The following is a 12,473-nucleotide window of genomic DNA, read 5'->3' as shown; positions in this document are numbered from 1 at the left end:
GCCGCCGGTGACCCATGAAGCTCACTGCCTTTACCGACTACAGCCTGCGCGTGCTGATCTACCTGGCCGCGCGGCCCGAGCGGCGCGCCACCATCGCCGAGATCGCCGACTCGTTCGCGGTGTCGGAGCATCACCTGACCAAGGTGGTCCATTTCCTCGGCAAGCACGGCTGGCTGGCCAACGTTCGCGGCAAGGGAGGCGGTCTGTCGCTCGCAAGCGCGCCCGACTCGATCAACGTCGGCGACGTCGTGCGCCACACGGAGGCCAATGCCATCGTGGAGTGCTTCGAGGAAGGCGGCGGCGAATGCCAGATCGCCGGCCAGTGCCGCCTGCGCGGCGTACTGGGCGAGGCCGTGGCGGCGTTCTATGCGGTTCTGGATCGCTACACGCTCGCGGACCTCGCTCGCAACCGGGAGGCGCTCTCCGCGATCTTCTTTGTCGACAGGGCCCCGGAACGCCGCCGGGGCAAGGAGGCTGCATGACCGCATCCTTTCCCTACGACGGGCCGGAAGCGCTGCGCGCACCCGTCGCCGCGGCGCTGTCGCGCGTCGTCGATCCCGAAGTCTCGATGAACATCGTCGACGTCGGGCTGATCTACGGCGTCACCATCGACGCCGGGAACGTGCATGTGCTGATGACGATGACCTCGGCCGCCTGCCCGGTGATCGATCTCATCATCGACGACGCGGAGATCGAACTGGACAAGGTCGTCCCGGCCGATCTGAAGATCTGCATCGAACTGGTGTGGGAACCGCCCTGGACGCCGCAGCGCATGAGCGCGAACGCCAAGCGGTTCATGGGATGGTGAACGTGGAACGCCCTGCCGTCCGAGGCCGCCGCCGGGCATCGACATCCCGCCTGCAGATCCTCGCGCGCGTGGTCTTCGCTGCGCTGGTGGTCGTGTCGCTGGTGGGCGGTGTCGCGGGCGGACTTTGGCGACTGGGCGTCGCGCTGCCGGATCCGCTCTCCTTCCCCTGGACCGGCCAGGTGCTGCTGGTGCATGCGGCCCTCATGATCTGCGGCTTTCTGGGCACGGTCATCGGCCTCGAACGCGCAGTGGCCGTCAAGCATCCGGCGGCCTTCTTCGCGCCACTCGCGTCCGGCTCCGGCGCGTTGTGCCTCGCCCTCGGGCAGCAGGTCGCCGGTGCCTGGCTCGGCGCGGCGGCAGCGCTGTCCTTCCTGGCGGTCAATGCGGTGGTCGTGCGGCGCCAACGCGCGGCCCACACCGTCTTGCTGCTCGTCGGCGCGGCCGCCTGGCTCGTCGGCAATCTGCTGTTTGCGTCGGGCCGGGATGGCAACGCCGTCTTCCCCTGGTGGTTCGCCTTTCTCGTCATGACGATCGCCGCCGAACGCCTGGAGATGACGCGGCTCATGCGGCGGCGCCCTGTCGCCAGCGTCACGCTCCATGCAGTTCTGTTGCTGCTGCTCGTGGGCGCTGCATGCTCGGGGGTGGCGCCGCGCATCGGAGGGCTGGTCTATGGCGCGGCGCTCGTGCTGCTTGCGCTGTGGCTGGTGAGCTTCGATGTCGCGCGACGCACCGCGTTCGCGCACGGCATCAGCCGCTACATGGCGATCTGCCTGCTGGGCGGCTATGCCTGGCTCGGTGTCGCCGGTGTGGCGTGGGCCACGACGGCGCTCGGATGGCCCACCCGCGATGCGGCGCTGCACGCGCTGGGACTCGGCTTCGTCCTCAGCATGATGATGGGGCACGCGCCGGTCGTGCTGCCGGCGATCGCACGGGTCAAGCTCCAGTTCGGCGCCTTCTTCTACCTGCCGCTGGCCGCCCTGCACCTGTCGCTCCTGACGCGGCTCGTCATGGGCCTCTTCAGCGAACCGCTGCGCGCCGCAGGCGCCTCGTTCAACGCAGCAACGATCGGCTTCTTTGCCGCCACCATGGCCGGTGCGGCCGTGGCGTGGCGATTCCAACACGGCGCCGCCCGCGCCAGAAAGACCCGGTAATGGCTCCCTTCACTGCCATCAAGAGCGCGCAATCACCCGCCGTACAGGCGCCGGGCTTCGCCCTCTGGCAGCTCGGCTTCCGGCCGTTCTATCTGCTCGCCAGCGCCTTCGCCGCGCTGTCCATCGGCCTGTGGGCGATGCAGTTCGCCGGCTGGCTCCCGCGGGCCTATCTCCAGGGACCGCTGTGGCATGCGCACGAAATGCTGTTCGGCTTTGCCCTCGCCGTGATCGTCGGCTTTCTCTTCACCGCCGGGCGCAACTGGTCCGGCCAGCCGACGCCCACGGGACTGCCGCTGGCCGCCCTGGCGGCCCTCTGGGTGGCGGGCCGCATCCTGGTGCTCACGCCCTTGGCCTGGACGGCCGCCGTCGTCAACGCGGCCTTTCCGCTCGCCTGCGCGGTGGCGCTGGCCGTTCCCCTGGTGGCCGCACGCAACCGTCGCAACTACTTCTTCATCGGCTTGCTGCTGATGCTGTCGGGCGCCGCTTTCGCCTTCCATCTCTCGGCCCTTGGAATCATTCAAGCGCCGGCCTGGATCGGCATCCAGGTCGCCCTGGATGTGCTGCTGTTCATCATGGCGGTCATGGGCGGCCGGGTGATTCCGATGTTCACCAACAACGGCGTCTCCGGCGCCAATGCGACGCGGCACCCGCTGGTCGAGAAGGTGGCGCTGGGCTCACTGATCGCGCTCTTGATCGTCGATGCGATGGGCTTGCCGCCGCTCGTGGTGGCCGCCGTTGCCGTGCCGGCGGCGCTCGCGCATCTTGCGCGCTGGTTGCTCTGGCGCCCGTGGAAGACGCTCGGCAACACCCTGGTGCTGGTGCTGCACGTCGCCTACGCGTGGATCCCCGTCCACCTTGCACTGAAGGCGCTGGCACTGCCCGGCTGGGTGTCCCCATCGCTTGCAACCCATGCGCTGACCGTCGGGGCGGCCGGGGGGCTCATCATCGGCATGATGGTCCGCACGGCGCGAGGCCACACGGGCCGGATCCTGCGCGCCGACCGGGTCGACACCGCCAGCTTCGTCCTGGTCCTGCTCGCCGCGCTGGCGCGGGTTCTCGTGCCGCTCATCGCACCGTCCCAGACCGTTGCCGCAGTGCTTGGTTCGGCCGCGTTCTGGACGCTGGGCTTCGGCCTCTATGCGGCGCATTACTGGCCCATGCTGACCCGGCCGCGCCTGGACGGCAAACCCGGCTGAGCGGGCCGACCTCCCCAACATCATGCAAAAGCTACGCATATTCATGACCGAGGACAGCGCAGCGACCCGTGCGCGCCTCACAAAGGACCTCAGCGATTCCGGCGATCTCGCCATCGTGGGGTGCGCCGACACGGAGATCGGAGGCCTCACCTGGCTGGTCGAGCACCCGCACGGCTGGGATCTGACGATCGTCGATCTGAATTCGGATCCCGAGGGAGGACTGCGCATGTTGTCGGCATGCCGCGTGCGGCGACCGAATCAGAAAGTCGCCCTGCTGCGCAGCCACACGTCGCCAGACCTATGGCGACGCTGCAGGGGTCTGGGCGCCGACGTGGTCGTCGACAAGCTGGGTGACAGCGCTTCACTCCTACGCTACTGCGCGCGCTTGAAGGGCGGCGCCCTGCGCTCGGGCGGGCGCGGAACGCTGGCGCGCCTCGGTCATTTCCTGCGAACCCGCCTGGCCACCTTGATGCAGGGCCGGATACGGCTCAGCGGTTGAGCTTCCGGCCCGCCCCCATCACCGCTCGACGACCTCCGTGCCCGAGGCCTCCCGGCTCGGCATGGCCGGCCTGTGGTTCCACACCAGGACCAGATTCACCACCACGGCCCCCACGATGGAATAGACGACGCGGCTCGGCTCGACGAGCGCGAATGCGGCGGCAACGATCGCGGCATCGCACGCCATTTGCACCGTGCCCGCGCTCCATCCGCGCCGCCGCTGCAGAAACAGGGCCAGCACGCCGAATCCGCCCAGGCTGGCGCCATGGCGGAACAGCACGAGCAGGCCGACGCCGATCAGCAATCCCCCGGCGATCGCGGCGAACAAGGGGTGTGCCGAATGCACGCTGAGGACCCGGCCTATTCCTTCGACGCCGAGCGACAGGCCCGCGACGACGATGACGGTCTTCCCGGTGAACCCCGGCCCGAATGCGCGCCACGCGAATGCGATGAAGGGCAGGTTCACGATCACCAGGGTCCAGCCGAGGGGCCAGCCGGTCGCGTAGCTCATCAGGAAGGCCACGCCCGGGATGCCGCCGGTCAATAACTGGGCGCTGTGAAGGATGGCCAGCCCCAGGCCGACCAGCAATATCGCGGTCGCGAAGCCTTGCGCGTCGTTCAGCAGCGGGTGGGGGCTTGCGACATCAGAGCCCGGGCGTTGATCCATGCCGCAGTGTCCCCCGTGCGGTGGATGGCAGCCTTGCGCCAGGACAAGGTCTTGAGGAGGGCCTCCGGCAGCCTGGGGCTCAGAGGCGCTCAGCCGCCTCCTGGATTCCGAGCTTGGCGAGCCCGAAAGCGACGACTCCGAGAACGGCAACGAGGCAGAGGATGGCGGTGGTCATGAGGTCTTCTCCGGTGATTGGGGCTCCATTGTATGGGGTAAACCCTATCAACAAGGGTTTACCCTAGCTCTCCTGCCCGGATTGACCGAAGATTCCATTATGTTGGATAATATTTCCATGATGATGGAGAAAGCGGATTCTGCCGCCTCTGACGCAGGCGTCAACGAGCGCATCGCGCGCCGCGTGCGCGAGCTGCGCACCGCACGGGGCTACTCCCTGGACGCGCTGGCCACGCGCTGCGGCGTCAGCCGGTCGATGATCTCGCTGATCGAGCGCGCTGCCGCCAGCCCCACGGCCGTCGTGCTGGAAAAGCTGGCGACCGGCCTCGGCATCCCGCTCGCCGGGCTCTTCGGCGGCGCAAGTGCGGACACGCCTGCAGAGCCGCTGGTGCGCCGCGCGCAGCAGCCGATCTGGCGCGACCCGGAATCCGGCTACATGCGACGGAACATCTCGCCGCCGGGATGGCCTTCGCCGCTCCACCTGGTCGAGGTGGATTTCCCGCCCGCCGCGCGCGTCGCCTACGAGATCGGCCCGCGAGAGAACGTAGTTCACCAGCAGATCTGGATGCTCAAGGGCCGCATCGACCTGACGCTCGGCGACCAGCTCCACGAACTGCGCGAAGGCGATTGCCTGGCGATGCGGCTGGACCAGCCGCTGATCTACAGCAACCCCACGCGCCAATCGGCGCGCTACATCGTGGCGATCTGCGCCGAGCCTGCGCCCCCGGGCACGCCCCGAACCTCCAACACCACCGCCACAGGAGCCTGAATGAGCACGTCGAAATCGCACGACGATGTGAGACTGATCGAATGCAGCGAGGCCGGGCATGCGGATGCCATCCTCGAGATCCTCAACGACGCCATCGTCAATTCCACCGCCCTCTACGACTACGTGCCTCGCCCGCGGGCAGCGATGTCGACCTGGTTCGCCGGCAAGCGCGCGGGCGGCTTCCCGGTCGTGGGCGCGGTCGACGCTTCGGACCGCTTGCTGGGCTTCGCGAGCTGGGGAACGTTTCGCGCCTTCCCAGCCTACAAGTACACGGTCGAGCACAGCGTCTACGTGCACCGCGACCATCGCGGCCGCGGGCTCGGCGAACTGCTGCTGCGCGAGCTGATCCGGCGTGCGCACGAGGCGCAGCTCCACGTCCTCGTGGGCTGCATCGACGCGGCCAATGCGGGCAGCATCGGCCTGCACACGCGGCTGGGCTTCGTCCATACGGGCACGATGCCGCAGGTGGGCTTCAAGTTCGGCCGCTGGCTGGATGCAGCCTTCTATCAGCTCACCCTCGAAACGCCGACCGATCCGCGGGACGGCTGAACCGGGCGCCGCCGCGGCGTTGGCACCAGCGTCTTGTCATCGGTTGCTTTCAGTGACGAGGGATACCACGATGCGGGGCGAATGGCGTGCGGCGCGGCGGTATGGTGGACGGGATGTTCATCCAATCCGAAGTCGTCGCGACCCTCCGGCGCCGCATCGCCCAGGAAGGTTGGGCCATGGCGGGCGTCGGCACGGGCCACGCGGCCGTGACCTTCGTCTACACGGTGGGTCTGCAGAAGAGCTTCGCGCATCCGGACCTGATCATGTTCGGCATCGCGCCGACCGAAGCCGAGGGCGTGATCGACGTCATCGCGCAGCGCGTGAAGGCCGGCGAGCCGGCGCATGAAGGCGTCATGATCCTCGGCGCGGCCGAGGTTCCCCTGATGCCGCGCTGGGCGGATGCGGAGCGGATCAGGCTGCTGGTCCCCGCACAGCTCGCGCGCGGCAGGTACAGCTACCTGCAGATCGTCTGGCCCGATTCGAAGGGACGGTTCCCGTGGGAGGCGCGATTCGACAAGAGAAGGCTTCGGTCGCAGTCCTTTCTTTTCGACGACTGTAGGGAATTCTTGAACTTTTCAGATAACCGACCTACTCTTCAGTCAAAGTTCAGTAGATCGACGCCGTTCGGCAACTTTTCAGTAGGAAGCTGAGTTCGAAGTCGGGCGGATTCTGTCCTGCCTAGGTCAACAGCAAGCTAAGAACCTATCCGTAAATTATGTTCGCATCGATTGGCACCTTCCGGAACGCGATGATGGCAGCGGCAAGGTGGTTGAGCGCGACGAAACTGCGCTCGAGCTTCTCGTAGCGCACGAGCAGCTTGCGAAAGCGGTTGAACCAGCTGTGGCACACCTCGACGACCCAACGCCGGGCCTTCTTCTTCGGGTCGCGCTTCTTGGCGTGCGCTTCGGTGCGCCGACCGACGACGTGAGGGATGTAGCCGTGATCCTCGATGGTGCGAAGGTGCTGCGCGCCGCGGTAGCCTGCATCGGCGCACAGATGTTTGCTTCGCCGATGTGGCGGGGCCTTTCGCTTGACGACGACGGCGCTGAGCACCTCGTCAAGGCGCTTGCAGTCATGAACGTTGGCCCCGCTCACGACGAGCGACAACGGGACGCCACGGCCGTCCACCAGCAGGTGGCGCTTGCTGCCCTTTTTTTCCCCGATCTGTGGGGTTGCGCCCGACAGCTTCCTGCGCCAGTGGCGCCTTCATCATCGCCCCATCCACGCTCTGCCAGCGCCAGGCGATGCCCTGCATATCGTCGTACTCCGCCAAGCCGGCCTTCCACAGCGCCTCGAACAGGCCCGCCTCTTCCCACTCGAGAAACCGCTTGTGCACCGCGCTGGCACTGCCAAAGCGCTCCTTGGGCAATGCCTTCCACTGGCAGCCCGTACGCAGCACATACACGATGGCCTCGAACACCTGCCGCGCCGGCTTCGGCGGCCGGCCGGCCCCGGGCTTGCGCAAGTACACCTTGTCCGGCGGCGCCGCACGCTGAGGAATCAGCGGCTCCACGCGTTGCCAGAATTCGTCCGTCACCACCCAAGACTGCACTCGTTTGGCCAATGCATCGCTCCGACGCCGCGCATTCTGCGGCTCGGAGCAGCAGTTTACCTAATTACGGATAAGTTCTTAACCAGAAGCTGGCAGCTCCGAAGTTCAATGGAACTCGGCACCGACGGAAGAGGCGCGATGGACTCGATGAGGAGAAGCGATCGGACTATTCGCGTGCGCTTGGCAGCCGGATCTTGCCGATGCTGAACTATGCGCAGCATGTCGCCGACATCATTCGTCCGCCGAGTGGAAAGGCTCGGGACGAGATGGTGGCCGCGGCCTTTGACCGACTTGTCCATGATGTCGAGCAGTCATCCAACTATCCGTATCGGGACGGGAAGGCGTATCTCGCGCGAAACGGTTTCCGAGTGATTTTCGATCTTGCCGACGCGTTGGGTGCGTTCAATGCCACGCTTGCGAAGCGTATGGCCGTGTGGGCAGCGAGTGCGCCGGGCCTTTTCACGCCGGAACTTACCAATGCGGTTGCTCGACTATCACGCATCCCCCAGTGCCATGATGCTGCGCTCCTTCTTGCCGGCCATATCGAGCGCAAGATCCAACTCGATACCGATGTCGGAACCAGAATCTCATCCTACGGTGATCTCGCTCGCGCAGCCTGGCGAGTGAGCACTGAAGAGGCTGTGGCCTATTTTCGCCGTGCGCTCGATCTTGCCGAGGCAATTGGATCGGATGACTTCGATCGTACCAATCACCTGCTGGAGCTGACCGGCCACTATTCGGGTCCCGAACTTTCGCCGGCGGCGGCGCACACCCTGGCGCGTATCCTCGAACTGAATCAGAACGAGGATGGCAAATTCCCCTGGACTGAATACGCGAAAGCTGTGGTACCGATTGCTGGTCGGGCGACGTTGGCTACGCTGGCACGGCTGGACGATCGTGACGCTGCTCGGCTCGGACTGTCACTCGGCCCAGCGTTAACTGTCCTCGTTCGTGATTCGAAGCTTTCTGTTGAAGCCGCCGTCGCTCTGTTTGGTTTGGCTGCTCCAATCGAAACTTGGACGTGGCGTATCTCGGGCTTCGCGTCAGAGGTCATTGGGCGCCTACCTCAAGAGCGACGGGAATGGTTCTTCGATCTCCTTCTGGTCGAGATTGATCGCGAGGATCAATTGGCTCCCACACGGGAGACAATCGAAGGGCTATATGACCTCGCTGAGCGCAGCCTTCCTGCCGCTTCTCGTGCTCGAACACGAATCGAGGGCCTGCTCGCTCGCCTTGGACCCAAATCCGAATCGCGAACGGTCATGTCCCCGTCAACCGCGACGGAGCCACCGGCCGTCTTCCCGGTGGACCTCACGGACTCAGACGACATTGACCGTCAGATCCTCAACGAGGAGATTGATCAGTCGGGGCGGCGCTGGCCGGTTCGGACACTGATCGACTTGGCCAAGCGAGCAAACTCTCCCGCCGAGCGCCTCGGGTTCGTCCGCGCGGTCGTTGAAGCAACCGCTGCCACGCTTGCCGACAAAATCCACGCGCTGGACAACTACTTGGAGGAGTGGGGTAAGTCGTCGGCGGCTATGCGTGATGCTCTGCCTGATTTGGGGTTGCGCCTGGCCACCAAGCACGCCGCCGAACTCGCTAGTTCAAGCACCGACGCGTGGGGCGGCTGGCGGGGGTTGGAGCAACATTTTCATGCCGACCGCGCAACCCTTGTCGAGCACGTAGTTGCAGCGCTCCGGAGCACTGCGGATAGCCTTGGCGGTAACGCCTGGCTCGCACTCGCCGCGAGACTGGCGTCTGACGTCAGTGCCAGCGCCATTGCGGAGGGCCTCGAACGGTTTCTGGCGAATACAGGTGAAAAACTGCCGACCGAAGTTGGGGACGGACCGTGGGACGCTCGTTTTGCGGTTCCGTCCGACGAGTCGACATTCGTGGCGGGGCTCGTGTGGGCGAGGCTTGGCCATCCCATCGCAGCAATGCGCTGGCGCGCTGCCCATGCGGTGCGGCGTTTGGTGGCGGCCGGACGCTCCGATGTCGTTGAACGACTGATCGAGCGCTTTGGGTCTGCTTCGAGCTTGCCTTTCGGCGATGCGAAGCTGCCTTTCTACGTAATGCATGCGCAGCTCTGGCTGTTGATAGCGCTCGCTCGCGTAGCGAAAGACGCTGCTCCCGCATTTGCCTCCCATCGCGCGCTCTTCGAGCGAATCGCCTTCTCCGCTGAGTTTCCGCACGTTGTCACGCGTGCGTTCGCGATAGACATACTTTGCGAGCTTGCGCATGCACTTGCACCCGAAGAGCGCGAAGCTCTTATCGCCAAGCTCGGCCCCGCAAACCAGTCGCTCTTCCCATCGGCTCCCCGAGCCGACTATCGCGAGTTCCGGTATGCCCCCAGGCCAGACGCCTCGCCGCGACCAGAGGATGGCTTCCACCTCGACTACGACTTCAACAAATATCAGGTCGAGCGCTTGTGCCACGTCTTCGCTTGTCCAGGCTGGGAGGTGGAAGACCGCATCAGCGCATGGGTGCGGCGTTGGGACACAGCCGTCAGAGGAATGCACGATTGCCCACGTAGCAGAAGCGATGACGCATCTTGGTCGTCGGGATACGTTCCGGACCGAGATCGGTACGGGGGATATCTCGGATGGCATGCACTCATGCTTGTTGCTGGTGAGTTGCTGGCGACACGAGCGGTTGTCGGCGAGGACTGGAGCGGTGATTCTTGGGCCGCGTTCCTGAGGGAATACACGCTGTCAAGAAATGACGGTCTCTGGCTTGCCGATCTCACCGATCCGTTTCCGCTCGACCTTACCAAGGAGGCGGACATGCCTATGCCGGAGAGCGGTGAGAGAGGCACCGTCCGCGAAGACAGCAATCTGCTGGCACCGTTGCTCGGCTTGCTGGACGGCAAGGTGGCGACGGATTGGCTTCCGGTTGCAGGACGTTGGTCGATCGGGCGAGACACAACTGTCACGCTCCAAAGCGTACTGGCGAATGCCGGCGATGCGCGAGCGGTGGTCATGGCCGTGTTGTCAGCTGAAGCATTCTTCAGATGGTTGCCTGACGATGAAGATGAGATTGCCCGTCACTTCGGTGGCGACGGCCACACGGTTCAGCCATGGGTCGCAAAGACACCGAACACCGAGCGCAAGTTCGATCGACATGATCCTTATGGTGCTTCCACCGCGCTCGACAGGCCTTTCCCGTCGGATTGGACGCGAGACCTGTTGGGGACCGTCGCGGATGATGAGGTGATCCGCCTCTGGTCAATCGACGGGAGAACAGCCTATCGCGCCGAAGCTTGGGGTGCTGAGGGCGGACGGGGTGAATACGCGTGGAACGAGACTGGGTACCGTCTATTCGCCAACCGGGACGTATTGCTTTCTCTGCTTGAGGTATCCGAGCGTAGTCTTGTCGTCGCGCTCACGCTTCAAAAATATCATAGAGGGAAGTCGCGCGGACGTGCCGGTAACACCAGCAGCTTTACCCATCGGTCGTTGGTGGTCGCAATAAACGAGCACGGCCAGATCTGGTCGCCTGGAGGACTCTCTCGGCAAGCCAAGGAAGCTCTTGCGACGCTCGATCCCGATCGACGGCCCGATTTCAATTTGCGATTCCGCGCGATCGCCGGCCTGACCGAGGAATAGCCATTTCGGACCATCGATGCACCGACTGGCAACTGTGAGGCTGTTGGGGCCGTCTTACACTTCGGCCAAGACTGGGGATAAGAGTCCGCTTTGGGACGGCGAGGAGACTGCTATGCCGATTGCGCCGACCTTCCGGAATCAGTCTAAAACTGAGTTCCCCACCCGCGACCCGCGCGCGGCCGATCCCTGGGTCGTTTTCGGCTTCCCGGCCGCATCTCTGGACCGCAAGCATTCGCGACTGGCCCTAGGAAACTGAAATCTTCGCTGATCGAAACCACTGAAAAGTAGCGTTGCAGCCAGGGTGCCGCCCCTGGAGGGCTACTGAAATCTTCGCTGAGTTCCTACGACGACGTCGTCGGCGGATCGGACCCGGCGACCGACGAGGGCCCCACGACGGAAATTCTCCCCTGAGGCGCCACCAAGAAAAAAGCCGCGGGCATTGCTGCACGCGGCTGAAACCCATCCCGAGGGACAGGAGGAGACAAGGGGTGAACAGCAGGCGCCGCTTTAGCGGCGCGAGAGTCCCGACGCGGTGTGACCGGCGATCTCGTCCATCACGCTGGCATACATCGCGCCATTGGCGATGACCAGGACGAGAAGTGCGAGCGAGGTCAAGGCAGTCATTGGAAGCTCCAGTTCGATGTGGGTGATCATAGGGTAAACCCTAATCCCCTGGGTTTGCGTCGGACTCTCGCTTCGAATCCCTCCGGCGAATTCCGCCAGCCGAATCGGCAGCGTCCGACACCCGGCGCGCGGCAAACCGCCAAGGCTGGCCGCATCCCCATGTTCGCAAGCAAGGAGTCGCCGCCATGATCCGCAAGCTGGCATCCGGCCAATACCGCCTGTATTCACGCAAGGTCGATCCCAAGACCGGCCGACGCCGCAACCTCGGCACCTTCGACACGCGCGCGCAGGCCGAGCAGCACGAGCGCGAGGTGCAGTTCTTCAAGCGCAATAGCTGATCCTGACGAGGCTGGCCGCCATGCCGAGGCCCACGCCTTTCAGGTGCGCGACGGTGATCGCCGTCTGCATCGCGTGCGCGGTTTCGGGCTGCGCCATCGCACCCGGGCCGGGAGCCCAGGCCTCGCCGCGGCCCACCGCGACGGTGCCGCCCCCTGCGAAGGCCGCTTCCGCTGCGACGCCCGGCCTCGATCGCAGCGGCCACAGGCAGGTCGGAAAGGCATCCTTCTATGCCGACAGGTTCGCGGGACGAAAGATGGCGGACGGCACCCGCATGGACCCTCGCAATGACAACGCCGCCAGCAAGACGCTGCCGCTCGGCACCGTGGCCCGCGTGACCAACCTGGAGACCGGCCGCAGCGCGCTGGTCACCATCAAGGACCGGGGTCCCTACGTCAAGGGACGCATCGTCGACCTCTCACCGGCCACGGCCCGCGAGCTCGGCATTTCGCGAGCGGAGGGCGTGGCGCAGGTCGAAGTCATGCCGTTGTCGATCCCCTCGGCCGAGGGCATCGGCAACGAAGTCGTGCGATAGCGAGCAGCC

General features: G+C 65.2%; 13 protein-coding genes. 11 read left to right on the top strand and 2 right to left on the bottom strand.

Translation table 11 applies throughout. The features are described from left to right. Positions 1–14: 14 nt before the first annotated feature. The 5 genes from VAR608DRAFT_RS07865 to VAR608DRAFT_RS07845 are packed head-to-tail and all read left to right on the top strand — an operon-like array spanning position 15 to position 3,654. On the top strand, positions 15–482 hold the full coding sequence (locus VAR608DRAFT_RS07865) for an RrF2 family transcriptional regulator (RefSeq protein WP_088953553.1): 468 nt from the start codon (positions 15–17) through the stop codon (positions 480–482). Continuing rightward, positions 479–808: a metal-sulfur cluster assembly factor gene (locus VAR608DRAFT_RS07860; protein WP_088953552.1), complete on the top strand. Its 330-nt coding sequence runs from the start codon at positions 479–481 to the stop codon at positions 806–808. The genes VAR608DRAFT_RS07865 and VAR608DRAFT_RS07860 overlap by 4 nt, the downstream gene beginning before the upstream one ends. Then, the gene (locus VAR608DRAFT_RS07855) at positions 802–1,959 is read left to right on the top strand and encodes a hypothetical protein (RefSeq protein ID WP_088953551.1); all 1,158 of its coding nucleotides are present in this window, start codon (positions 802–804) and stop codon (positions 1,957–1,959) included. The genes VAR608DRAFT_RS07860 and VAR608DRAFT_RS07855 overlap by 7 nt, the downstream gene beginning before the upstream one ends. Continuing rightward, positions 1,959–3,155, top strand: a complete 1,197-nt coding sequence (locus tag VAR608DRAFT_RS07850) for an NnrS family protein (protein WP_088953550.1) — start codon at positions 1,959–1,961, stop codon at positions 3,153–3,155. The genes VAR608DRAFT_RS07855 and VAR608DRAFT_RS07850 overlap by 1 nt, the downstream gene beginning before the upstream one ends. Positions 3,156–3,198: 43 nt before the next feature. Further along, the gene (locus VAR608DRAFT_RS07845) at positions 3,199–3,654 is read left to right on the top strand and encodes a response regulator (RefSeq protein ID WP_088953549.1); all 456 of its coding nucleotides are present in this window, start codon (positions 3,199–3,201) and stop codon (positions 3,652–3,654) included. Positions 3,655–3,672: 18 nt separating this feature from the next. Here VAR608DRAFT_RS07845 and VAR608DRAFT_RS07840 read toward each other — a convergent pair whose 3' ends face one another. After that, on the bottom strand, positions 3,673–4,320 hold the full coding sequence (locus VAR608DRAFT_RS07840) for a YitT family protein (protein ID WP_231973339.1): 648 nt from the start codon (positions 4,318–4,320) through the stop codon (positions 3,673–3,675). Positions 4,321–4,615: 295 nt separating this feature from the next. Between VAR608DRAFT_RS07840 and VAR608DRAFT_RS07835 the strand changes: the two genes are divergently transcribed. The 3 genes from VAR608DRAFT_RS07835 (at position 4,616) to VAR608DRAFT_RS07825 (ending at position 6,462) form a co-directional block, all read left to right on the top strand. Next, a complete protein-coding gene (locus VAR608DRAFT_RS07835; RefSeq protein WP_197700552.1) occupies positions 4,616–5,263 on the top strand; it encodes a helix-turn-helix domain-containing protein in 648 nt (215 codons plus the stop codon). Then, a complete protein-coding gene (locus tag VAR608DRAFT_RS07830) occupies positions 5,264–5,812 on the top strand; it encodes a GNAT family N-acetyltransferase (protein WP_088953547.1) in 549 nt (182 codons plus the stop codon). A 113-nt stretch (positions 5,813–5,925) separates the two neighbouring features. After that, positions 5,926–6,462 carry a DUF4262 domain-containing protein gene (locus tag VAR608DRAFT_RS07825; protein WP_157730723.1) on the top strand — a complete coding sequence of 179 codons (537 nt, stop codon included), beginning with the start codon at positions 5,926–5,928 and terminating at the stop codon, positions 6,460–6,462. Between the two features lie 52 nt (positions 6,463–6,514). Here VAR608DRAFT_RS07825 and VAR608DRAFT_RS07820 read toward each other — a convergent pair. Further along, a protein-coding gene (locus tag VAR608DRAFT_RS07820; protein WP_088953545.1) for an IS5 family transposase occupies positions 6,515–7,376 on the bottom strand; the annotation gives its coding sequence in 2 pieces (ribosomal slippage) (positions 6,515–6,962 and positions 6,961–7,376; 864 coding nt in all). Between the two features lie 188 nt (positions 7,377–7,564). Here VAR608DRAFT_RS07820 and VAR608DRAFT_RS07815 point away from each other — a divergent pair. The 3 genes from VAR608DRAFT_RS07815 (at position 7,565) to VAR608DRAFT_RS07805 (ending at position 12,464) form a co-directional block, all read left to right on the top strand. Further along, positions 7,565–10,969 (top strand): hypothetical protein, encoded by a 3,405-nt coding sequence (locus VAR608DRAFT_RS07815; RefSeq protein WP_197700491.1) that lies wholly within the window; start codon positions 7,565–7,567, stop codon positions 10,967–10,969. Between the two features lie 809 nt (positions 10,970–11,778). Next, the gene (locus VAR608DRAFT_RS07810; protein ID WP_088953544.1) at positions 11,779–11,931 is read left to right on the top strand and encodes a hypothetical protein; all 153 of its coding nucleotides are present in this window, start codon (positions 11,779–11,781) and stop codon (positions 11,929–11,931) included. A gap of 20 nt (positions 11,932–11,951) precedes the next feature. Continuing rightward, positions 11,952–12,464 (top strand): septal ring lytic transglycosylase RlpA family protein, encoded by a 513-nt coding sequence (locus VAR608DRAFT_RS07805; RefSeq protein WP_088953543.1) that lies wholly within the window; start codon positions 11,952–11,954, stop codon positions 12,462–12,464. Positions 12,465–12,473 lie beyond the last annotated feature (9 nt).

This window comes from Variovorax sp. HW608 (assembly GCF_900090195.1).
GTDB lineage: Bacteria > Pseudomonadota > Gammaproteobacteria > Burkholderiales > Burkholderiaceae_C > Variovorax.
This window is presented reverse-complemented; position numbering and strand designations above follow the sequence as displayed.

What these genes read in the sequence shown, in the direction of transcription:
- VAR608DRAFT_RS07825 (WP_157730723.1), top strand. Translation starts at nt 5,926, where the DNA reads ATGTTCATCCAATCCGAAGTCGTCGCGACCCTCCGGCGCCGCATCGCC.
- VAR608DRAFT_RS07810 (WP_088953544.1), top strand. Translation starts at nt 11,779, where the DNA reads ATGATCCGCAAGCTGGCATCCGGCCAATACCGCCTGTATTCACGCAAG.
- VAR608DRAFT_RS07830 (WP_088953547.1), top strand. Translation starts at nt 5,264, where the DNA reads ATGAGCACGTCGAAATCGCACGACGATGTGAGACTGATCGAATGCAGC.
- VAR608DRAFT_RS07865 (WP_088953553.1), top strand. Translation starts at nt 15, where the DNA reads ATGAAGCTCACTGCCTTTACCGACTACAGCCTGCGCGTGCTGATCTAC.
- VAR608DRAFT_RS07845 (WP_088953549.1), top strand. Translation starts at nt 3,199, where the DNA reads ATGACCGAGGACAGCGCAGCGACCCGTGCGCGCCTCACAAAGGACCTC.
- VAR608DRAFT_RS07855 (WP_088953551.1), top strand. Translation starts at nt 802, where the DNA reads ATGGTGAACGTGGAACGCCCTGCCGTCCGAGGCCGCCGCCGGGCATCG.
- VAR608DRAFT_RS07850 (WP_088953550.1), top strand. Translation starts at nt 1,959, where the DNA reads ATGGCTCCCTTCACTGCCATCAAGAGCGCGCAATCACCCGCCGTACAG.
- VAR608DRAFT_RS07860 (WP_088953552.1), top strand. Translation starts at nt 479, where the DNA reads ATGACCGCATCCTTTCCCTACGACGGGCCGGAAGCGCTGCGCGCACCC.
- VAR608DRAFT_RS07840 (WP_231973339.1), bottom strand. Translation starts at nt 4,320, where the DNA reads ATGGATCAACGCCCGGGCTCTGATGTCGCAAGCCCCCACCCGCTGCTG.
- VAR608DRAFT_RS07805 (WP_088953543.1), top strand. Translation starts at nt 11,952, where the DNA reads ATGCCGAGGCCCACGCCTTTCAGGTGCGCGACGGTGATCGCCGTCTGC.
- VAR608DRAFT_RS07815 (WP_197700491.1), top strand. Translation starts at nt 7,565, where the DNA reads ATGCTGAACTATGCGCAGCATGTCGCCGACATCATTCGTCCGCCGAGT.
- VAR608DRAFT_RS07835 (WP_197700552.1), top strand. Translation starts at nt 4,616, where the DNA reads ATGATGGAGAAAGCGGATTCTGCCGCCTCTGACGCAGGCGTCAACGAG.